A 21,344-nucleotide genomic window follows, 5' to 3' on the forward strand; every position below is an offset into this window, starting at 1 on the left:
CAAGCAACGGACGCTCACGCAGGCATGTCCCATATGTCTATTTTCTACGGTTCGGTCCGACTATGTAGCGCCGGTTCGTCAGGTCGATCAATTGCATAGACGAGCGACGGATCGGGAGGACGTCGGAGACCAAGTTTCTCACGCAGAGTGCCCGCGCGGATCGAAGGAAGCAGGCCGCGACGTTGAAGTTCCGGAATGACTAAATCGTTAAACGTGTTCATCGAGCCCGGCAGCAAAGGCGGCATCACGTTGAAACCGTCTGCAGCTCGCGCGCTGATCCACTCTTCCATGCAATCAGCAATCGTTGTGGCTGTACCCACGACCTGAAGATGGCCTCGAGCTCCTGCGAAGCGCATGAACATCTGCCGGATTGTCAGCGAATCGCGTCTCGCGGTGGCGACGAACAATTTCTGTCTACTCTGGCTTGAGTTGGTCGCGTTAATATCTGACGGAAGCATGTCGTCGAGAGTAAGCCCAGACAGATCGAGACCACCGAGGCGGCTAACGAAAGGAATGGCAACGTCCGGATGCAGAAGGGATTGCAGGCGTTCAAAGCAATCCTCGGCTTCGCGCTGGGTTCGCCCCACCACCGGAAAAAGGCCGGGCATGATAATGAGATCGTCTTCGCTGCGATCATAGCGTGGGAGTCTTGCCTTCAACTTTCCATAGAAATCTCTCGCATCTGCGAGATTATTTTGCGCGGTGAACACGACGTCAGCCGTCGCCGCAGCCAGATCCTGACCATCCTCCGACGATCCCGCTTGAACGATGACCGGATGACCTTGTGGTGACCTGGGAATGTTCAACGGGCCTCGAACCGAAAAGAATTCTCCCCGATGGTCAAGCACATGCATCTTATTTGGCTCGAAATAGAGTCCCGATGCCTTGTCGCGGACGAATGCATGGTCGTCCCAGCTATCCCACAGGCCTTTGACGACAGAAACGAACTCCCGAGCACGCCGATATCTGGCCTCATGGGAAGGAAGATCGTCATTTGACAAATTCAGCGCCTCGAACCGGCTCGCTGAAGTAACGACATTCCACCCGGCCCGACCATCGCTTAGATGATCGAGCGAGGCGAATCTGCGTGCGACTTGATAAGGATCATTGTAGGACGTGGAGGCAGTCGCCACCAAACCGATTGTCTGTGTGAACGGCGCTAGAGCTGACAGCAGAACGATAGGATCGTAACATTCCGTGCGCGCGTTGCGGCTGATCATTGGGACGTTGTCCGAGGTGATACCAATAGTGTCGGCAAGAAAGACAAAGTCGAAGAAGTTGCGGTCCGCAGTGGTCACGATGTCGACATACCGCTGGAGCGCCATCCCCCGACTCGAGGTTGCGTCGGGATGGCGCCAGGCGGCCTCGTGGGAGCCGTCGACTATGAGGAATAGACCTAGTTTGATGTGGCGTTCTTGCTTGAGCATTGTAAGTCCTCCTCATGCTCGGCAACGAAGATGCTGGACCCTTCCGGAACGGTCGTTCCGACCCTCTAGCTTTTCGATACCTTGTAAGTCCAAGCTCTTGTTCGCCAGGCGGTCTTTAATGATCGGACGCTGCTGACTCGAGCGCGAATGTCTTCCAGGAGAGTCAGCCATGTCGTTCGCCCAATTTGGCTTGGGACGTAATGTGCGGATCGCCAAGTCGCCATGAAGGTCTCCGGCGACATCTCGTGCCAATCCATGCGGTCGCAATAAAGGAACGGTGCAAAGTATGAGGAGGTATCGATAGGCTCGATAGCCTTCTCGGCGTTTGTAAATGTTAGAGAGATTGCAGAGGAAGATGCTCGGACGTGCTCGTCAATCGAACGCTGAAAGGCATCTACGAGCAAGTCTCTGGGGTTCCAGAGCACGGTGAGGAAGCCGCCTGGTCGAAGGATGCGATTACATTCCTTGAGCGTTCGTTGCGGATCGAGGAACTGAAATGCATTTCCGATCAGGATCCAGCTAGCACTCTCGGTGTTCAAGCCGGATCGCTCAGCCGTACCGCAGCGCCATTCGAACAAGTTGCCTCCGCGACCAAGCCGCCATGCCTCGTCGCGCATCACCGCCTCTGGCTCAAGCGCCCATCCTTCGAGGTTGAGCGACGCCAACGTCGCTGTCAAATTCCCGGTTCCGGCGCACAAGTCAACCACATGGCGTCGCTTCTGTTCGATGCGAAGGCCCGCAATTAACATTCTCAGAAGTTCTGGAGAATGCGGCGGGCGTTGGCTGTAGTCGTGAGCACTCGTCGTGAAATCACCCCATTGGACCGCAGTATCCATCGTCACATCCTCGTGTTGCGATGCTGGTTAGACGCTGCGTCTTCTTGATTGCTCAATTTGAGCTCATACAGGCCGACAAGGCCAGCGATATGATGCGGGACACAGGCAGCAACCGGTGCAAACCCGAGTTTCCTGTAAAAGCCGCTGACGTGTTCTTGTGCGTAAAGCCAGACCGAGGTTTCTTCATCCGTGATCAGATTGCATGCAGTTTCAACGAGCCGGCGTCCAAGTCCAGTTCCGCGCAAATGGCCGATAACTGCGACACCGCGAATCCGCCAAGCGGCAGCGCTGCCTAACGGAGGAGGCGCTGGCTCTCTGACTGCCGAGGCAACTCCAATCAATCGATCTTCTGACATTGCGGCTACGTGGATGCTCTCCGGTAGAAGATCGCCCAATGAAATTGTATCCTTGGGATGTCTTTTTGGTCGGAGTTCTGACGTTCGCAGCGGAATGACGGCCGAAAGAGGAACGCGTATCATTGATGTTTGGCGCATATCCTCCTCCTTAGCCATGTGCTTTCAGAGGAATTGCTTCGACCGGACTTCCCTTCGCATTTTGGAGCTCTCGCTTCAGAATGTTATCTAGGATTGAGAGTCCAACGGCGAGGTCATTACCAGTCGGCGGCGCCGTGAGCGACACGCGGACCGCGTTGGGAACTCGGGAATCACTAACAGCGAAGACATCCGCGGGACGAATAAGAACGCCGCAGAGTTTTGCGGCTTGCACAAGCGTCTGGCGGTCAATGCAATCCGGCAAAGGTACCCAAATGTGAAGTGATCCGGGCTTAGTAACGTACTCGAGAGCTGTCAGGATTTCGGATGCCAACTTATGGCGTTCGCGAATATCGGCTCTTATGGCGTCAACAATTTGTTGGGAAAGGCCGGTGCGTATCCATTGGTTTATCGTGAGAGAGGATAGAGCGTTGGGAAACCACCATGACAATCTCTGAACCGGTACCATTAGCTTCCGTGCACGGCCAGCAGTCGGCGCAAGCAGATAGGCAAATCGCAAACCCATCGCAAAGCACTTGGAGACGCTCATGCAATACCACGTAATGTCTGGCGCGAACGCAGCTATTGGTGGCGGAGCGTCGGGATGCAGGAAGCCCAATACGTCATCTTCAATAATCGAAATCCCAAGTCTCCGACATGTCTCCGCGAGTTGGACCCGCCGGGCGACCCCCATCACCGCAGTCGTCGGATTATGGACCGTAGGATTACAAAACAAGACGCGCTGTCCCGATCTTCCACGGCAGCCGTCTTCAAGAGCTTCGGGAATGATTCCCTCTTGATCTACAGGTAGACCGACTAGGTTCAGCCCAGAACCCGTCGCAAGCTGTCTCAGCACGGCATAAGTGACTGCTTCAGTGAACAAGGTCGCTCCCGGCCCTATCATTCCAAATAGAAGTTTTAACGCGCTCTGCGTGCCGTTCGTCACAACAATCCGCTCAGGATCAAGCTCTTCCTCAAAGCGGCCACGAAGCCAGTGCGATCCGGATTCAACATCTTCCTTTGCCCCGCCTGGGCGATTGCGGCGAATGTCCATTGCGGTCCCATCGGACTGACAAAGCTGCCGAAATGCCTGCTCAAGCGCCTCGTGGATAATGTGCGGCGCGGGCGGCAACGCCGTGGTGAGGTCGATCGAAAAGTCCAGCTTGGAGGCGGGCATCAGCTCCTCGTAACGATTTGGGACCAGTTCAGTTATGTTCTCATTGCCAACACGATCGATGCCCCAACACAGAAAGCGGTGACGACAACGTACATAATGCCAGCCGTCTTCGGTATGCGGAGGGGAACAATGTGCAGAACAGCAAGTACGACGAGGACGAACGCGACCATGTTCGGGAAGACCGCCTCGTGGATGAGTGGGCGCAGCAGGAACATAGTTGCAGTTACGGGTACGGCGTATGTGGTAGGCACCCCGATGAATCGGCCGCCCGGGGATCCAAATACGTTGAAGTAGCTAAGCCGCAAGGCACTGGCCAGAAGGAGAATGGCGCCCGCGACAACTGACACCGTTGAGCCACGACCGATGACCATCGACGTTACAGCCGGGAACACACCGGCGCTGACCAGATCGGCAAGCGAGTCCAGATTTTTTCCGACCTGCCTTGTCTCTGCCGAGCGGCCATGCGTCCGCTGGGCCACGACACCGTCGAGATGATCGGCCAGCAATGCCCAGAGCACTGTAGCGACTCCCATCTCGGGAAGGCCGGAGATTGCAAACTTGAGACCGATGGACGAGAGCACGAGACCTGTTGCAGTCACCGCGTTGGCCGGATCGAGAAGCTGGCGAACCACTATAATTTCCCTATCGAACGCACGATGCTTAAAAGGTCAGGTCGACGAACGGTGCGACGCGACCCTCAGCGATCCGCAAATCGCCCGCGGACCGTCGCAACACGCTGCGGCAAGCCGTAGGGCCCGCCGTTCGACAGGATAGGCGAGCAATTTCCTGGATGTGCCCATGTGTGGCACCTGAAGCCCTGATGTCATCCAACGCAGGAAGCATCGCCTTTCTCAGTTTGATTGAAGCAAGCCGTAGTAGAGTCGGTCTTGAATCCCGCAGGCCCCTCCCATAGGCGAGAGCACGTAGAAGCGACCAGACTCTCGCTTCAAGCATGGTGGCGTGGTCTGGAACGTGGGGCATAATGTCACCGTGTTTGGGTCGAGGCTACGCGTCATGCAACTATTCAGTGCCACGCGTTCAGAGTTGCGGTTAGTCGCCTCAGGCCTTTGTCGAGCAACTCGAGGTCGATGCCGTAGGAGAGCCGGATGCCGGCGGGGTCGCCAAAGGCTGTTCCCGAAACAGTTGCGACGCCGGCATTCATGAGCAACGCGTGAGCTACTTGATCCGCGCTGAATTCTCGATCATGAGCCGTGTTGCGCCGCTGCAATTCGCTGACATCGAGATAGAAGTAGAATCCTCCTTGCGCAGCAGGCTGCGGCACCAACGTAAGCTCTGAAAGGATCGAGAGCCCGAGCGCCCGCGCGCTAGTCACGTGACGCTGCAATTTCAGTTGGAAGGCAGGATCGCCACATTTCAGATGATGCAGCAGCGCATGCTGTGCGACGACATTTGGATTGGAGGTTGTATGGCTTTGCAGCGCCTTGACCGCGCTGATGACCGCCTTGGGTCCGGCGAGATAGCCAATCCGCCAACCCGCGAGGGCTAGCGACTTGGAAAACGAATTGACGCTTAACGTACGCTCTCGCGCACGGGGATCAACCGATACGAGCGGGTAATGGGTATGTGGGGCATGGGCGAAAGCCCCATAGCACTCATCGAAGATGATCCAGATATCTCGATCTATCGCGAGACGGACAATGCCAGCAAGAGTGTCGCGGTCGTAAACGGCGCCGGTTGGATTGTTGGGCGTATTGACCACGATCGCTTTAGTCTTCGATGAAACCGCCGAGGCGAGGTCTACAAGTTTCGGGATATAGTTATTGTGCCGGGTCTCGATAAAAACCGGTTTGCCGCCGGCGACGACGATCTGGGCTGGAAAAGTAGTCCAGTAAGGCGCGGGTATCAGTACTTCGTCACCGGGATTTAAAAGAGCCATGGCGGCATTGAAGAGCGCCTGTTTGGCGCCGTTCGTCACTGCTATTTCGTCGACCGACCAGGGTTGATCGGTCTCCGCGGAAATCCTGCGAGCAAGCACATGGCGCAACTCGATCAGACCAATCGTGTCGGTGTAGCGGTTGAAGTTACCGTCAATCGCTGCGATTGCGCCGTCGCGCACCGATGGAGCTAAGTCGCTCCAGATCTCTCCGGCTGTCAAATCAATGAGTTCATCGCCGTTCGCGGCAGTTGCTTTGGCCGCGCTCCTAGCTGCGGCGGTGCCTGACAATTTGATCAAGGCTGTCCGTTGCGCCAACATGAGCGCCTCCGTCGGTTCGATGTCGCTAATCGCAGCAGTAGCGAAGACGTGAGCTCTGCCGGGATCCTTGGAAGCGAGATCCCGCGCCTCGAAGGAGACAAATCATTATGAGGGATGAGGGTTCGCTATCGGAGCAAACCTGTGCGCGCAAGAGTTCAGCAGGCGATGACCCCATCGATCGGAGTTGATTGCGATAGCCGATTGGGGGTGTTGCATGCCGAATTCCTTAAAGTATGACCCGCCAGATCTCATGAACCAATCATTGACATCCTTCTGTCTTCTCGATCAATCACTAGGCTTGGTAGTTGACCGCAGCGCAAGCGGTTGCCGGTAAATATTGAGGTGAAGCACCAGACGCGGCTGCCGCCCTTCCAATCACAAGACCTGGTTCGCCGAAACAAAGATCATCGGGCAGAATTTGAGGCCAGACACGTCGAGCAGTGCCAAAGTTAGAAAGGCTTGAGCGGCAAGATCGGGCGTGCCTTCGGGAGTCGGCGCCGGCGTCGACCCGAGCAGGGGCTTCCCTGGTGTCGCGACCTCGGCCGCAATTCTCGAATGGGTAAATGGCCGGGAGCGTCACACGGCCCAGCGTTCGAACCTTGTGGTTCTGTATAGGGGTTGCGCCGGCCGTGTTGGACGCAAGAACCGAGAACGTCCTGCCGTTTGCCGCGAGAATCTCTGAACGAAGGCACACCGACGAAATGGCCGCCGCTCTGGGTATCAAGGTCCTCGATAACTCGATAAGACGTCTCCGCTTGTATCGATGAAGTGCGGCGACGCGAATACCGAACCAATACGGCGTGCAGGCTTAACGTCGTCGCGTAAGACCTCGCCTGCACGAGACGAAAGGCGCGAAGTCTGGCGTTTTGCGGCAAATGACCAGCTCGAAAAACGCGTCGGCCGGAAGCGGGCCTAGGAACCGCCGTTCTAATGCGATGGCGCTAGTATTTGAGAACTACCGGGCCGCCGAACTCGTAATTGAGCCGTGCCGTCAGGACGACGAAATCCTGCTGGATGCGATCTGGATGCGATCGCTGGCGGCCGCGCCAGCGGCGGTAGTGAAGTGTCACATGGCGTCTAGCCGGAATAGTTAGTCGTACTCGATGCCGACAGACAGCGTTACTCCCTAAGTAACCATTTGCACTGGGAGGGCGGAATAACCGTGCACGAAGTTAGATGCGACTCGTTCCGGCTCGCCGACCACCTTGATGTCCAAGCGCCTGTTAAGCATTTCTTCCCAAAGGATCTTCAGCTGCAGTTCCGCAAGGTGCCTTCCGACGCAGCGATGGATGCCAAATCCGAACGAGAGATGTTGCCGTGGATTCTTCCGATCGATGATGAAGCTGTCAGCCTGGTCGATGACCTCATCGTCCCGATTCCCGGAAATGTACCACATGACGACCTTATCGCCTCGTCTGATATGCTTGTTGCCTATCACGATATCGACCACGGCGGTGCGGCGCATGTGTGCGATCGGCGTCTGGTAGCGTATGATCTCGGAGACGGCACTCGACACGAGCACAGGATTCCCGCGTAGCTTCCTCAGCTCGGACGGATTCTGGTTCATGAACAATACGCTTGCACTCATCGAATTGCGCGTGGTGTCGTTCCCGCCCACGATCAGCAGGATGAGGTTGCCCAGGAACTCGCGTGGCTCCATATTCCGGGTCGCCGGTGAGTGCGCCATCATCGAAATCAAGTCGGCGCGGGGCTCGGCATTTTTGCGCTCGTTCCAAAGTCGCGTGAAATAGTCCAGGCACCCGGACAGGACTGCCCGTCGCTTCTCCCAGGTGTCAATCTCGTGGCCAGTTCTCGGAGTTGTGGCGGCGACGTCCGACCAGTAGGTCAGCAGTCGCCGATCTTCGAATGGAAAATCAAACAGCGTCGCCAACATTTGCGTCGTCAACTCGATCGAGACCTTATCGACCCAGTCGAAGGTTTCATTGCGCGGCAAGCCATCCAGAATGGCCTTGACCCGCCGACGGATCAAGCCCTCGAGCTTGGCCAGATTCTCCGGTGCCACTATCGGACTGATCGTGTTGCGCTGCTCGCCATGTTTCGGAGGGCTCATCTTAATGAAACTCGGAGTCCAATACTCCTCCGGCAAATCGACGATCGTGACGCCTTGCTCTGACGAGAACACTCCGTGAGTCATGTTGACTGCAACGATGTCGTGGTATTTTGTTATGGACCAATAGGGACCATACGGGCTATCGCTACAGTGGTGGATGGGATCTTCCTTTCGTAACCGCTCGAAGTAGGGCCAAATGCTGCCATCCTGAAAGCGCTTGACGTCGCTGACATCGAGATCGCTCAGAAGAACATCATATGCCCCCTCGCGCGCGTGACCTGCCGATATTGTATTCATGATCGCCCTCCGGCCTTAACTCTCATCTTGCCTCCACTCGCCTGGGCGAATTCCCACGACGGCTCTGAGAGCGTCCCACGATCTTTGAATGGACCGACCGATGATTTTCCGCCCGCTGCGGCGCTTTCGGTTGCGAGCGATTGATCGGTTTGAATGGGTCGAACAATATCGTAAGCCGGAGCGCAGCTCCCCTATCATAATTGGGAGGCGCGTGAGCTTGCGTTCACTGCTATAATCGTTCCTCGCACAACCGCTCAGCTGGTTGCAGCGTCATCGCGAGCTATCGCTGAATTCCGGTGACGGTTTGGCCGGTCAGGAGGCGGCGGCTGCGGGTTGACTGACCTCGATCCGCTCGCTGAATGTCAGACCGGGAACGAGTTTTGGCAAGCGATTGTGGCCATCGAGACGACGCCAACGTTTCTGCGCGACCGATCGATCTGCTGGCGTTCTTGGCCGGGCTCGCTGCGTGCCTGATCGGTATCGAGGCGTGCGCGACTGCGTGCCACTTGGCGCGCGAATTGATCGCGCTCGACCACCAGGTCCGGCTGGTGCCGCCGAGCTACGTCAAGGCCCACCTCAGGCGCGGCAAGAACCATGCGGCCGATGCAGAAGCAATCTGCGAGGCGTTGACGCGACCGAGCATGCGCTTCGTGCCGGTGAAGAGCGAAGAGCAGCACCTACTGCCTCTTCGCAGTGGACTTCCACACCTACTCCTTGCCGGTTTCCCGGCGCACCAACTGGAGTGCTCAATCTGAGTGTGGCGCAGAGGCATCCTGTTCACAAAACGCTTCTTAGAAATGAAATTACCGGTACTGCTTATGCACCTTTGCCGAGGAGCGAAATGATCTCATCGAGCGACGTCATGACAGCGACCGATTCTTCTTTTGGCAACGAGGCGTCACGGCAAAACCAGACCGCTCGGCATCCCGCGCCGCGCGCGCCCAGAACATCCGAGCGAAAGCTATCACCTACCATGATGACCCCGTCCGGCGCCTCACGCAAAAGGTCTAAACAGGCTTCAAAAGCGGCTTGGCTGGGCTTGCGATAACCGCAATCGCCGCAGAACATGACAAGGTCGCAGTTGCGGCTGACATGAGTGTGCCGAGCTACCTCGGCTCGCCACAACCTGTGGCTCGTTCCCCAAGGCGTATTAGACAAGATCGCCGTCCGGTAGCCCATTCGGCGAACTGTAGCAATGACTGTCTCCGCTTCTGGCATGAGCTGGCCACTAGCAAAGATTCGTTTGCAGAGGCGCAGCTCGAGTAGCTCTGCATCCGCGTCATCCATGTCGGGTGCCAGTACGCATCTCACCCGGTCGGCGAAAGAAACCACACGACAATCCTCGCGCTCTCTGTTCAGCGCCTGCAACGCTGCGCTAGCGATGGATCTCGGCGCTGGGACGGTGGCCAAATCTGTACAGCTGGACGGATCGGTGAGGAAATCATGCAAGAACTCAACCTGTTCGGCCTCGGTCCGCAATGGATAGTCGCAAAGGGTGTTACCCCAGTCAAAGATGATGGCTCCAGGATTGCTCATCTTCATGGAAGCGCTTTCAGCCGATCCAGAAATGCTCGCCACTGGCGGAGAATAGTCTCTGGATCTTTGCCCTTACGCCAAAGGTCCTTATCTAAATCATTTGACGCGTGCTTGGCTCGCATGCAGTCTGGTGAAACCTCGCCAAATATCGCATCGCCTTCGGCGGTGATAAAAAAGCAAATATCGAGGAGTTCAATTTCGCACGATGCCAAGACTCTCGCCAGCGCCTTGAAGGCCCGCAAAGCCAAATGCCTGGCAGCATCGGTATCGATGAAGCGGTCCGCGAGCCAATTCGGCATGCATTCGTCCCGATGTGGTAGTGGGTTGCGCCAGTCGAAGCGCACATAGGGTTCGTGTCGTTGATCGGGTCGGAGGTATCCGCCATGACGCGTTGGAAAAGTCTCCAACCCGAGGTAAATATGTTTTGGTGTCCCGACATAGGCGGCCTTCACGATGACCTCGATAGGCGGAGCCGCAACTCGCCGACTGATGTAATAGTCTTCACCAACGTGAACGATCGTGGAAGGCACACTCTCATCCTCTAGCATCCGCCAAAGCCGCTCGCTGATGCGTAGACGTAACCAGTCGGTGCCCTCAACTGTGGCAGCGCGATTTGCGGAGTACGAAAACAACGTGGGCTTTAAACGCACGATGACGCTTTGATCGTCGATAACGCGGATCACCTTCGATTCGCCCTCTATCAGCAAAGGCAAATCTTCGAACTTGGAGCGCCAGTGGTCCGGATATGGAAACGCGGCTCGTTCAATAGGCTGCATTGGAGTTCCATCTATTCACTATGTTTCTGCGTACAGGGACGACTGTCCTGTCGTACGCAAGGGGCTTCGTGTTCGTACACCCGAGGGCATCACGACGAAGGCTGTGAGCGACCGCACCGCAATCGTCCAGACGTCTCGTTGCACACCACCTCGATCCGATTACAAGCGGGGTGGCCCAACGTCGGGTATTGTCAGGCGCTGGATCCGCCCCACATCACCGATTGCTCAGTGATGTCCTTTCAACACGCAAATGGCGTGCCGAACTGAAACTGGCGCTTCTGCAAGCCCTTGATACAAGCATCTTCAAGAGCCCTTGAGGCGTGCGTCGCGTCACATTGCTCGAACTGTCTCAAAACCGACAATCGACACTGAAGGATATCCGACAAGATCAGTTGGATTGTAATGTACCCCGATTGTGGGGCCACGTACTCAGTTGGAAGGGGCCGCTCCGTTTGATAGGCGGAGCCCATGATGACGACGAAGACCAAACGCAAGATCGACGCGGCACTGAAGGCAAAGATCGCGCTGGAAGCCGTGCGGGAGCAGGCGACGTTATGTCGTGTGGAGTTTAGTTAGGTCGCGTGCAAGGTCCCCAATCGCGCCAGGCCCTGCTCAATGAGCGATGTGGGGAGATAGCTAAAACACAGGCGTACATGATCGCCACTTCGTGGGCCATAATCGCGACCATTTATGAGATGAACGGCGTGCTCGCGACGTGCAGCCTCAATGAAAGTCTCAACTTCGAGACCAGCAGCCAACCGCACCCAAAACGAGAATCCACCGCTTGGTACGACATACTCTGGCTCGCAAAATCGGCTGGACTGCAAGAGTGTATGCAGGATATCCCGCTTGGCACGATAATGCTGGCGCAAGCGCGCAATGTGCGCATCAATGGTGCCCGATTGCAACAACGCTAAAACGATATTACTGACGATGGGGCTTACGCCGCCATCGCATTTTAGCCGTGCAAGCCCGTTGATGATGTCCGACTCCGCAAGCACCCAGCCTACCCGTAACCCCGGTCCGGCGACCTTGGAGACGCTATGAATGTTGATCACGTTGCCGCCTGGTGCCAGCCAATCAACCGTGCCGTTATAGGGCAGCTCCGCATACACAAGATCCTGTACCAACGCCACGCCATAGTGGTCCAGCAGCGCGGCGACCCGGGCCATATGGGTGCGCGACATCTGGCGCCCAGTCGGGTTATGAAATGCTGGCGTCGTATAGAAAAGCTTCACGCGGGTATGACTACGCAACGTTGCTTCGAGTTCATTCAGATCGACCCCTTCTGCGCACATACCGAGCTGGAGGATGTTCGCACCTACGATCGAAAACGTTCGCAGTGCGCCCAAATAGCACGGGTCCTCGGTCAGGACCACATCGCCTGGGTCGATCCAAGCGTCGGCAATCAATTGCAACGCCTGTGAAGCGCCACCCGTAAGGATAACTTGGTCATGGCGCACACGGTAGCGCCCTGCGAGCTTTGTACGGAGCTCGGGTAAACCCAGCGCATCCGTATACTGCGGCAGATCGGTGGAGGCCACGCCGGTATCTCGGTTAAATGCATCCGGCCAGGCCAGCTCTGCAAACATCACCGGATCGGGCAGGCCGTAACCGAAATTGATGGCGTGCTTCGCACCTGAGTAAGAGAACGGGGCAAAGTCCTGAGCGAGAGCGCTGCGGTTGGAGGCCCGCGAAGTCATGGTTTCGTCTCTCAAACAGATTGCCTCACCTGTTCTGTGCGAAAACGCGTGTTGTACGCTGCAATGAAGTTCGCAGATACCGCCGCACTGAAATACGGGAAGTCCACTCTCGCGCTCGGCAAGGCAGCTGTTGCAGCAGGGTTCTCGAGGGACGGCTGCCAGGCTGCGCCGAAGAAATGCTGACCGTAGCGTATCGCTAGCTCAGGTACCACGGGATAAAGCAGACTTAGGAACAATGAGACCTTCGCAGCATTCCACATACCATTATCCTCGCGCGCAAAGTCGCCACCTCGAGGTACATGTCGATGATATCAAGCGCATCCCAGAAACGCAGTGACTCGATCGCATCGGCATAACGCTGAACCAGGCTGCGGAGAGTAGGGCAGAGGGGCTCGTTGTCCACTGTGTGTGCGTTGTTGGCTGAGTGGCGTAACGCATCCTCCCAGATCCGAAGGCGTGACGCTGCCATGATCAGGCTGTCAACATCGAAGTCGTTCTTATTGCTGTCGAATGGCTTGGCCACGCGCGCCAGTGCGTAGCGGAGTACACTGGCGTCGACCTCTCGCGTCACTTCATCGGTCCAAAGGGCATGGTCACGACTGGTCGAAAACTTTTCGCCCTCGAGCTTGTAGAAGTCCTGGACGGAATGATTTTGGGGAATTGGGTAGCCGCGCGCAAGCAGGGTGCCTGTCACACCTACCGTGTAGTAGAATCGGTTATCCTGGCCCATGAAAAACAAAAGCTGGGTGTTCGGATCGTGCAATGCCGAGTGGGCGTCCAGATTGTCACGGGCACATAGCTCGCGAATTCCAGTGTCGAAACTCCACAGGCCCTCAAACCATGTGAGTAGCGTTTGACCAATCAAATGTTCAGGCTGTGTTAGCTTGACGCCATGACTGAAGTGGCGCGACATCGGCAAGCCATGTACGGCGCCGGCTAACCAAGTGCGCGCCTTGTTGCGGATAACGCCGGGCCAGGCGCTTTGTCCAATAGCTTTGTCCAGCACCTGAGCCAGCCGGGGCATATCAAACACGGCCTGCTTGATCGGCCTTAGCCCAAGTGTGCCGCCGCACGTGGTGTGCCGCGCGTCGCGTAGGGTGTCGTGCTGGACAGCTAGGCCGCAGTTTTCGCACAAATTACTGTCGGTGGTCGCATCGCATGCCGGACAGGTGCCAACTGCCAGCGAGTCGGCCACGAATTCGTCGCAGTGTTCGCAATAGAGCTGGAGACCGTCGCGCACGCCGACATAGCCGGCCTCCTGCAACTCGCGGAAAATCGCCAACGCATTGTCTTTGTGGATCTCGCTAGATGTACGCACAAACGCATCGGGCGTGATTTGCACCGCGCGCAAGCACTCCAGGATCTCGTGAATGTGCTTCTGTGCGACGTCGCTAACCGGTTGGCCGAGTTTTCGTGCTTTCACCAGCGTGTACGTGCCGTGCTCATCCGCACCCGTAATATAGTACGCGCGATGGCCGGCCATACGCTGAAAGCGCGTGAACATATCGGCGAGTAAGTATACGCCGCCGACGTGACCGAGATGCAGCTTGCCGTTGGGGCAGGGGGGAGCGGGACAGACAAAATAGGTGCGCATGTCAGTCCCACCAAATAGATAGAAATTTGAGAGAACCGTCCTGACTGACGTTGCGGATCGTGTGCTGCTGGTTTGGTCGCATGTAGCACAACGTCGTCTCACTCACCGGCGTCATCTGGCCGTCAGCTTCGAACTCTCCACGTCCGGAAATCAGCACCCACAGTTCGTGCTCGTGGTGCCCGTGCAGATCGACCGCACCACCGGGCGCGACCTCCACCACCGAGGCGCCGAACCCGGGGCTGAGACCATCCGGAAGATGCTCCAACAGACGGCAGACCAGCACGCCATATTCTGTTCGCATCAAAGAATGATCGATCTGCTTGGTGTACACGACGGTCCTTCCTTCGAATTGGCACTCAATCGCGATAGAATATGCCGTTAGGCGCGTTCAGGTTTTCCGGATCCGATAGCTTGCCTTCCGGTGGGTTGTAGGCGCGCTTCATGCGCATATACTCGGCACGCGTTGGACCTCCCGTAGATGCGCGCTGGAACACAAGATAAAGCGCGCGGCGGGGCCTATTGCTCTTATTTGGCAGTGAATAGTGGGGGGCGTAGTCGTCGAAAATAAACACATCGCCGGCTTTCCATGACACCGGTTCCCATGTGAAGGTCTCGGCGACCTCTGGATTGATCACGCCGCCGGCATCCATTGGAAACACTCCCTCCTTATGGCGACCGGGCGTGAAGAAAAGACCGCCGTTGTCAGGCTGCGAATCGTCGATGGCAATGGCTGCGACTGCATGCACCATGCGTTCCGGTATCTTGTGTGGGATATGATAAATGTCCTGGTGCGGGCGGTAGCCGCCGCTATCAGGATACTTGAAGATCAGCAGTTCCTTTAACATCCGCGTGTCCTCCTCGAGTAGCGTCTCGACCGCCGTGCGAATGCGGCCGTCGGCCAACAGCGCCTCGCGCAGAGCGTCATGGTAATCCAGGAAATTCTCCACCTTTGAGATGATCTTGCGATTGCCGGCCGTCTTCTCGAACCACATCATCCATTTGTCGGCACTTACATCCCAGCGCGCGACGTCGTCCACGAAATTGGAAATCGCGTCGCGAGCGGCCGGATCGAATAAGCCTTCGAGCCGGAGGTATCCGTCCTGTTGCCATTTCGCTTTTTGCGCCTCGGTCAGCATATGCGAGCTCCTTTCTCAAAATTACAGGTAACCAGTTGTAGCCTTCACTCGAAGCGCAGCTACCAGCAGCGCATTCAAGGCCGTCGCGCCCAATAGCGTCAGCAACATCACGTCGGGACCAAATCCGCGGATCAACTGCCCGCCGGCCAACGGAAAGCCGAACAATCCGAGGAAATATGCCAGCGTGAAGATTTGTGAGGTGACCGGCACGGACACGCCGTGGTCGCCAGCAAGATTGACGGCCATTCCGTTCAGGGTGGAGTAGGTGAGCCCATAGCCTGTCGCGAAGATTGCCGTGGCCACGATATAGAGCGCGGTGCTGCCGGTGTTGACAACGAATAGTACCAGTGACGCACCAGTAGCTGCGAAGAGCATGAGCGCAAGTCGGTGTACGGGCAGGCGGCCCATCACGTGGGCGAGAGAGAAGCGTAGCGCCACGCTGGACGCGGTAAATATCAAAAAGAACAAGTCGGAATTCAGGTGACGGGATGCGGCATAGGCACTCTGATACGTCGACAGTCCCGAGAAAGTGCAGGCAGCAACCGCAATCATGGCGATGGGGGCAGCTGTGGATTTTCGAACGAGCGCTACGGTCTCAGTTACCGTGAGTTCGATATGCGGCATCGGCACTGCGGACAGGTCCAACATGGCACGTCGTGCGACTTCTACGCAGATCGTCGCGATGACGCATGCTATCGCGAACAGGACATAGACCATGGCCAAAGAGCCGGTGACGTTTGCCAAGAAGTGACCGAGTGGAGCGGCTAGACCGAGCCCGGCCATTTGTGAGCCGGACAAAATGGTTAAATATTGGATACGTGCGGTGGGCCGGAGATGGCGAATGATCTGCAGCGGCGACAAGATGAAGGACACCGACCATCCCGCGCCCATCAGCATACTGCCAGCATAAGCTGCTCGCTCGTCGAGGACTGCGCCGGCAACGAGCAGCATGGCTAGCGCCATGGTGATCGAGGCGGCGGCCACCGTCGGCATAATGCCGATGCGCTGCGCGACCCAGCCTGCCGAGCAGCAGCACACGATCGTCACAACCATGGCGCTGGAGATCAGAAAGCCTGCGGTTTCACTGCTCTTACCGAGCGCCTGCATGTAGTCCGGCAATAGGAAGCTCGTGCCGTAAGCTGCTGCAATAACAATCGATGCGACCAGAAATGGTCCAAAGGCGCGGTGATGTAGCCTGACAGATAGCTCGTCCGCAGCTACAGCGGACGCATCAACACGACGGCCGTGTACGGGGGAGAACGACGCTCGGCTCATGTGATTGCGGCCATGGGTTGCGTGGACGGCATCGCATCTCGACTACATGGTTCGGGCATGTCTGATGTGTCATGACCGTCCAGGATCTGCCGATCTGACGTATCGAGATAGAACGGTTGTCCGAGCAGGCTATTGATAATGAGGCTGCTGCGGTATGCGACCAGTGATAAATTGACGCTCTGCAGCCCATGCTGCAGGCGGCTTTGGTTCTGCAGATATACCGGCCCTGGCATGTGTTGATCGAACCGGACCGCGTAGTCCGGGCCGACGACAGGCAGGCTATCCTCCATACGCGCGCCCCGGAGGAGCGTTTGCAAAAAGGGCGGGGTGCGCGGCTGGAAGCCTGTGGCGAGCACTATGCGATCAACCAGGATGCTGTGATTTCGCTGCGCCGCGATCTCACTCAGATCGACTTGCCAACGTTTGTTGTGGGACGTGATGTCCGTTAGGACAACGTTGGACAACAAACGAAAACTGTCGTCCAGCGTGCCCTCAACGCCGCGTTCGTACAACAGGTCATAGAGGCGATTGCACAACTCGACGGAAATGCCGTCGCTTGTCAGCTTCTCTTGCTCCACGATGGCACGACGTTGCTGGAGCGGGAGAGCGTGAAAACGCCGGCTGTACCCCGGCATGTAAGCCTCGTTAACGAAACTGTTGTCGTCCATTGCAAACAGGTTTGTCCGCGACGTCACCCACGTAATCCGGGCCGCTACGGGACGACTAAGCATGTGCTCAACAATCTCAGCACCGCTCTGACCACCTCCCACCACGAGCACATGCTCGCCGACGTCAGGTGGATCGCGCTCGAGATACTCGGCCGCATGATAGACGGCGTTGCCGATCAGGGGCCTAGCACACGCGGGAATCTTCGGCTCTACGCCAATTCCTATCACCACAGCGCGCGCGAGGTATGTGGTTGTGCTCGTGTTGACGCGGTAGCCGTCCCTGAAGGGCGCTACGTCGACCACCTCTTCGCCAAAGCGGAGCGTCTTGAGCCGTCGTGCGACCCACTGGTAATAGTCGGTAAATTCCCGCCGCGAGGTTGAGGCGTCGCGTCTGTTGACGAAGCTGTAGAGCCGCCCGTGCAGTGCAAGGTAGTTGAGGAAAGAATAGGGGCTGGTAGGGTCTACCAGGGTCACGCAATCCTTAAGTGGCGACACTTGTAGCCTGCTGTTCGGCAGCGCCAGTCCCGGATGCCAACAAAATCCCTCGCGTTTCTCTAAAAAGAGCGCGCGTAGCGGGGTAGGTTCAATCAGTGCCGCCAGGCTGAGGTTGAATGGGCCGATCCCGATGCCGATGACATCAAGCATATCCACAGAGGCCTCTGTCACGCTCGTGTAAAACCTATCCGGAGGACGAAGGAAGTCGCCTACTCGAATTGGCAGCCTACAACCTGACGTCACGTGCGATACAAGCGCCTTCAGATGATCCCGCTGGACCGCATGCCATTCTGCCGTGAGTAGAGTGGCTGCAACAAAGCCGCGCCGTGAAGCCGGCGGCAGCAGCCATCGTCATCTGGTGTCGCCGGCCCAGCTCGGGCAAGCGCGTGATTTTGTATGGATCTGTCAGCATCCACCGGCGCCCGCACGCGGAAGGACTCTTTGCGCAATTTCGTGATGGACGAGCTGTGTGAGGACGGCCGGGCGAACGGGGTTTAGCCAACCGAGGTGAGCACATCATACACATATCGGCATTGGAGCGCGGAGGCCTTGTGCGACTCCGACGAGTGTCGCCGGCGACCTCGGGTTCTCCATAGGTATCAACGCCATGCGAACTGGCTTCCGAGCTTCGTCACTTGTGCCTCGTGGGTTTGCGTTTGACAGCCTAAGCCAGTCGACCGACGCAGATAATTCTGACAGCGCGTTCGGAGATGGCGGCGGCCAACTGCCCGTTGTGCGGGATGCGTTCGCGCCGAATCAATGCTCGCCACCATGGACAGCTTGCCGATCTGCCCCGCGTCGGCAGGGAGGTACGCATCCAAATGATTCACGACGGCTGTTTGCGCGATGGGGTGGCGCGTTGCCGCCGGCAGATATTTGCCGGGCGGCCGGGAGACGATGTTGTCCCGATCCGGGAGCGTCGTGCAACGGCACGATCGGGATGAAGCACACGAGCTCATGACGGACACGTCACTGCTTTGCGCGGGCCGCGCCGCAATCCGGCGCCAGCGGTCGATCGAAGTCACATACCGTCGCGGGCGACGTCGTCGTCACGGTGATGACCTCGTCGACACTGTGGGCCGATTTCGGTCGAACGGACGAAACGTTGCGGCGTCACCGTCGGTCTCGACGGGAACCAATTCAATCTTGTGCGTGTGAGGGCGCTTAGACTGGCAGAAAAGCAATTCTCTCGAAAAACGCGAGACAGGACAATTCATTTCAGCAACATAGTGTCGATGCTTGCAGGTTTGGAGACGCGTAATGATCTATGTGCCCGAGTGCAAATGCGGGGCTTGGGGGCCGCGCGTTGAGCCAGCGTCGGTCAGGAGGCGTCGCGCCGCAACGACCTTCTGCAGCCGGCGTCGCTAGAACTTTGCTCATTTCTAGTCTGAGATGAATGCGGCACCGCGCCAATTCATCAACTTTGGATAGCCATTTCATTGACCATCGTGCTGTTCTGCCGGATAGTCGTCAGCAGCAGATCGTGCGGCTCAGGGTCGCCGCAATGCGACGGAAGGTTGATGTTCGACATGCGAAGCCGCATGCCACATCGCGCCGTCTCGGCTGCGACCGGCGTCTGTAGTTGATTGTACCAACAAAACCGAATTGATCAACAATCAGGCAGGAGCGCCAGAGGCCGGCGATCGAGCAGACATGTCCCAAGCCTATGTCATCGAAGTATTCGATCGAACCGCTGGTATCGTCGTCAGCGACGGACGCGGCTATCGCTTCTTCTCATCGGAGCGGGTCTTTGACAGCCTCGACGGCGGTCATTTCGGCTCCGCCCGCGCTGCGGAACGCGCGGCGAGGGCACTTGTCGAGCAACGCCGCGGCGCCGGCAATCAAGCGCCATAAAGCCCAAGGCAGACAGACGTTTCAGCTTGTGTGGGAGCGGTGGGACCGTTGAGCGATCGCGCTCCCACGGCTGAGGGGCGCGGCGTCGGCCGTCCGCGCGGGTCAGGGCCAGGTGAAGGCACCGCAAAACGGTTGGAGGCAACGCTGACCGCTTGAAGATGAATGGTTGCGCTCCCAACGCGGGAGTCGTCCGCTTCAGACGGTCGCGACCAGGGAATGTCGGCATCGGTGATTGTGCGACGCGAGTCTTGGTCGTGGAGCAACAAACAAGCCGCTTGTTGCGAATCTAAAAAAATGAGTTTCTCGGATACCTCAAAAAAGAGTTGGTCTTAGACTCGCGCGCTCATGGGTTCTCTGGGACTATCGACCGTCAATCAATGGTGCTTGAGAGAGGGAAGCGCTGATGGTTTGCAATGATCTCGTCGAGGAGGCCGAACGTTCCGCCACGCGGAGGACTTCGCGTCTTATGGTGGGCGCGCCGCTCTGTTGATGAGGCCATCCTGCGTCAATGGCACCTGCACCGCAGATCGCCAAGAATTCTACGACTTCTAGCTTAGCGTCGGATTGAATTGGGTATGCACTCGCTTGTCCCGAGCGGCGTGAATGCACTGTGCTGCCTGCTTTAACCCGCCGTTCGCCGATCACAAGCCAATCACGTGAGGTGACAGCATGACCACGAACAGCAATGCCATCAAATTCGCCTATTGGGTGCCGAACGTGTCGGGCGGCCTCGTCATTTCCTCGATCGAACAGCGCACCAGTTGGGAAGTCGATTACAATCGCAAACTGGCCCAGATCGCCGAGAAGGCCGGCTTCGACTACGCGTTGAGCCAGATCCGCTTCACCGCAGGCTATGGTGCCGACAAGCAGCACGAATCCGTCAGCTTCTCGCACGCACTTCTCGCAGCCACCGAAAAGCTCAACGTCATCGCCGCCATCCTTCCCGGCCCATGGAATCCGGCGCTGGCCGCAAAGCAGATTGCGACGATCAGCCACCTGACCAATGCCCGGGTCGCGGTCAATATCGTCTCGGGCTGGTTCCGCGGTGAATTCCATGCGATCGGCGAACCCTGGCTGGATCATGACGAGCGCTACCGCCGCTCGGAAGAGTTCATCAACGCGCTGCGTGGGATCTGGAACGAGGAGAGCTTCACCATCAACGGCGACTTCTACCGATTTCGCGACTACTCCGTGAAGCCGAAGCCGCTCGACCCGCTGCCGGAGATTTTCCAGGGCGGTTCCTCGCGCGCTGCCCGCGACATGGCCGCCCGCGTCTCCGACTGGTATTTCACCAACGGTAACACCCCAGACGGTCTGAAGACGCAAGTCGACGACATCAGAAGCAAGGAAAAGGCGTTCGGCAAGAACTGGCGAACCAAGATCGGCATCAACGCGTTCGGCATCGTCCGGCAAACCGAAAAGGAAGCCAGGGACGTCCTGCAGGAAATTCTCGACAAAGCGATCCCGGATGCCGTGCGTGGCTTCCACCATGAGGTCCAGAATGCCGGCAATGCCAGCCCCGAGCGTGAGGGCAATTGGGCCAAATCCACCTTCCAGGATCTCGTCCAGTACAACGACGGCTTCCGCTCGAATCTGATCGGCACGCCGCAGCAGGTCGCCGAACGCATCATCGAGCTCAAACGCGCGGGCGCTGATCTGATTCTGCTGGGGTTCCTGCATTTCCAGGAAGAGGTCGAATATTTCGGCAAGCATGTGATCCCGCTGGTCCGCGAGCTCGAGGCGAGAGTGCCCGCACACGTTCAGGCTGCTGAATAGGCGCAAGGAAAGGCAGC

Annotated in this window: 17 protein-coding genes and 1 pseudogene; 3 read left to right on the plus strand and 15 right to left on the minus strand. The window is 57.5% G+C overall.

What is annotated here, in order from left to right; translation table 11 throughout:
- Positions 1–44: 44 nt before the first annotated feature.
- The 7 genes from RAD15_RS24505 to RAD15_RS24535 form a co-directional block, all read right to left on the minus strand.
- Entirely contained in the window at positions 45–1,427 is a 1,383-nt protein-coding gene (locus tag RAD15_RS24505) for an LLM class flavin-dependent oxidoreductase (RefSeq protein ID WP_458180761.1), read from the minus strand.
- Between the two features lie 65 nt (positions 1,428–1,492).
- Complete coding sequence (locus RAD15_RS24510) at positions 1,493–2,263, minus strand: class I SAM-dependent methyltransferase (protein WP_458180762.1); 771 nt, start codon at positions 2,261–2,263, stop codon at positions 1,493–1,495.
- Positions 2,264–2,265: 2 nt separating this feature from the next.
- Positions 2,266–2,757, minus strand: coding sequence for a GNAT family N-acetyltransferase (locus tag RAD15_RS24515; protein ID WP_458180763.1), 492 nt, complete (start codon positions 2,755–2,757; stop codon positions 2,266–2,268).
- Between the two features lie 10 nt (positions 2,758–2,767).
- Positions 2,768–3,931, minus strand: a complete 1,164-nt coding sequence (locus RAD15_RS24520) for an aminotransferase-like domain-containing protein (protein ID WP_458180764.1) — start codon at positions 3,929–3,931, stop codon at positions 2,768–2,770.
- A gap of 32 nt (positions 3,932–3,963) precedes the next feature.
- The gene (locus RAD15_RS24525) at positions 3,964–4,563 is read right to left on the minus strand and encodes a CDP-alcohol phosphatidyltransferase family protein (protein WP_458180765.1); all 600 of its coding nucleotides are present in this window, start codon (positions 4,561–4,563) and stop codon (positions 3,964–3,966) included.
- Between the two features lie 392 nt (positions 4,564–4,955).
- Positions 4,956–6,146, minus strand: a complete 1,191-nt coding sequence (locus tag RAD15_RS24530; protein WP_458180766.1) for a pyridoxal phosphate-dependent aminotransferase — start codon at positions 6,144–6,146, stop codon at positions 4,956–4,958.
- Positions 6,147–7,272: 1,126 nt separating this feature from the next.
- On the minus strand, positions 7,273–8,514 hold the full coding sequence (locus tag RAD15_RS24535) for a cytochrome P450 (RefSeq protein WP_458180767.1): 1,242 nt from the start codon (positions 8,512–8,514) through the stop codon (positions 7,273–7,275).
- Between the two features lie 446 nt (positions 8,515–8,960).
- Here RAD15_RS24535 and RAD15_RS24540 point away from each other — a divergent pair.
- Positions 8,961–9,197: pseudogene (locus RAD15_RS24540) on the plus strand (IS110 family transposase); the annotation flags it as partial.
- A 133-nt stretch (positions 9,198–9,330) separates the two neighbouring features.
- Here RAD15_RS24540 and RAD15_RS24545 read toward each other — a convergent pair.
- The 8 genes from RAD15_RS24545 to RAD15_RS24580 form a co-directional block, all read right to left on the minus strand.
- Positions 9,331–10,056, minus strand: coding sequence for an HAD family hydrolase (locus tag RAD15_RS24545; RefSeq protein WP_458180768.1), 726 nt, complete (start codon positions 10,054–10,056; stop codon positions 9,331–9,333).
- Positions 10,053–10,826, minus strand: a complete 774-nt coding sequence (locus tag RAD15_RS24550; RefSeq protein WP_458180769.1) for a phosphoribosylaminoimidazolesuccinocarboxamide synthase — start codon at positions 10,824–10,826, stop codon at positions 10,053–10,055. Before RAD15_RS24550 ends, RAD15_RS24545 begins: the two co-directional genes overlap by 4 nt.
- Positions 10,827–11,398: 572 nt before the next feature.
- A complete protein-coding gene (locus RAD15_RS24555; protein WP_458180770.1) occupies positions 11,399–12,529 on the minus strand; it encodes an aminotransferase-like domain-containing protein in 1,131 nt (376 codons plus the stop codon).
- 226 nt (positions 12,530–12,755) lie between these two features.
- Entirely contained in the window at positions 12,756–14,123 is a 1,368-nt protein-coding gene (locus RAD15_RS24560) for a class I tRNA ligase family protein (RefSeq protein WP_458180771.1), read from the minus strand.
- 1 nt (position 14,124) lies between these two features.
- Positions 14,125–14,454 (minus strand): cupin domain-containing protein, encoded by a 330-nt coding sequence (locus RAD15_RS24565; protein ID WP_458180772.1) that lies wholly within the window; start codon positions 14,452–14,454, stop codon positions 14,125–14,127.
- Between the two features lie 25 nt (positions 14,455–14,479).
- Positions 14,480–15,259 carry a phytanoyl-CoA dioxygenase family protein gene (locus RAD15_RS24570; protein WP_458180773.1) on the minus strand — a complete coding sequence of 260 codons (780 nt, stop codon included), beginning with the start codon at positions 15,257–15,259 and terminating at the stop codon, positions 14,480–14,482.
- 21 nt (positions 15,260–15,280) lie between these two features.
- Positions 15,281–16,534: an MFS transporter gene (locus tag RAD15_RS24575; RefSeq protein WP_458180774.1), complete on the minus strand. Its 1,254-nt coding sequence runs from the start codon at positions 16,532–16,534 to the stop codon at positions 15,281–15,283.
- Positions 16,531–17,847: a lysine N(6)-hydroxylase/L-ornithine N(5)-oxygenase family protein gene (locus RAD15_RS24580; protein WP_458180839.1), complete on the minus strand. Its 1,317-nt coding sequence runs from the start codon at positions 17,845–17,847 to the stop codon at positions 16,531–16,533. Before RAD15_RS24580 ends, RAD15_RS24575 begins: the two co-directional genes overlap by 4 nt.
- 1,503 nt (positions 17,848–19,350) lie before the next feature.
- On the opposite strand from RAD15_RS24580, the gene RAD15_RS24585 reads away from it, so the two are divergent.
- Both RAD15_RS24585 and sfnG read left to right on the plus strand, forming a co-directional pair.
- Complete coding sequence (locus RAD15_RS24585) at positions 19,351–19,551, plus strand: hypothetical protein (RefSeq protein ID WP_027544377.1); 201 nt, start codon at positions 19,351–19,353, stop codon at positions 19,549–19,551.
- Positions 19,552–20,220: 669 nt separating this feature from the next.
- A complete protein-coding gene (gene sfnG, locus RAD15_RS24590; RefSeq protein ID WP_375849153.1) occupies positions 20,221–21,327 on the plus strand; it encodes a dimethylsulfone monooxygenase SfnG in 1,107 nt (368 codons plus the stop codon).
- The last annotated feature ends 17 nt before the right edge of the window (positions 21,328–21,344 follow it).

The sequence above is a fragment of the Bradyrhizobium sp. 14AA genome (assembly GCF_054185205.1).

Excerpts from the sequence above, each read along its gene's own strand:
- RAD15_RS24505 (WP_458180761.1), bottom strand. The coding sequence starts at position 1,427 with ATGCTCAAGCAAGAACGCCACATCAAACTAGGTCTATTCCTCATAGTC.
- RAD15_RS24510 (WP_458180762.1), bottom strand. The coding sequence starts at position 2,263 with ATGGATACTGCGGTCCAATGGGGTGATTTCACGACGAGTGCTCACGAC.
- RAD15_RS24515 (WP_458180763.1), bottom strand. The coding sequence starts at position 2,757 with ATGCGCCAAACATCAATGATACGCGTTCCTCTTTCGGCCGTCATTCCG.
- RAD15_RS24520 (WP_458180764.1), bottom strand. The coding sequence starts at position 3,931 with ATGCCCGCCTCCAAGCTGGACTTTTCGATCGACCTCACCACGGCGTTG.
- RAD15_RS24530 (WP_458180766.1), bottom strand. The coding sequence starts at position 6,146 with ATGTTGGCGCAACGGACAGCCTTGATCAAATTGTCAGGCACCGCCGCA.
- RAD15_RS24535 (WP_458180767.1), bottom strand. The coding sequence starts at position 8,514 with ATGAATACAATATCGGCAGGTCACGCGCGCGAGGGGGCATATGATGTT.
- RAD15_RS24545 (WP_458180768.1), bottom strand. The coding sequence starts at position 10,056 with ATGAAGATGAGCAATCCTGGAGCCATCATCTTTGACTGGGGTAACACC.
- RAD15_RS24550 (WP_458180769.1), bottom strand. The coding sequence starts at position 10,826 with ATGCAGCCTATTGAACGAGCCGCGTTTCCATATCCGGACCACTGGCGC.
- RAD15_RS24555 (WP_458180770.1), bottom strand. The coding sequence starts at position 12,529 with ATGACTTCGCGGGCCTCCAACCGCAGCGCTCTCGCTCAGGACTTTGCC.
- RAD15_RS24560 (WP_458180771.1), bottom strand. The coding sequence starts at position 14,123 with ATGCGCACCTATTTTGTCTGTCCCGCTCCCCCCTGCCCCAACGGCAAG.
- RAD15_RS24570 (WP_458180773.1), bottom strand. The coding sequence starts at position 15,259 with ATGCTGACCGAGGCGCAAAAAGCGAAATGGCAACAGGACGGATACCTC.
- RAD15_RS24575 (WP_458180774.1), bottom strand. The coding sequence starts at position 16,534 with ATGAGCCGAGCGTCGTTCTCCCCCGTACACGGCCGTCGTGTTGATGCG.
- RAD15_RS24580 (WP_458180839.1), bottom strand. The coding sequence starts at position 17,847 with ATGCTTGATGTCATCGGCATCGGGATCGGCCCATTCAACCTCAGCCTG.
- RAD15_RS24585 (WP_027544377.1), top strand. The coding sequence starts at position 19,351 with ATGTCCCAAGCCTATGTCATCGAAGTATTCGATCGAACCGCTGGTATC.
- sfnG (WP_375849153.1), top strand. The coding sequence starts at position 20,221 with ATGACCACGAACAGCAATGCCATCAAATTCGCCTATTGGGTGCCGAAC.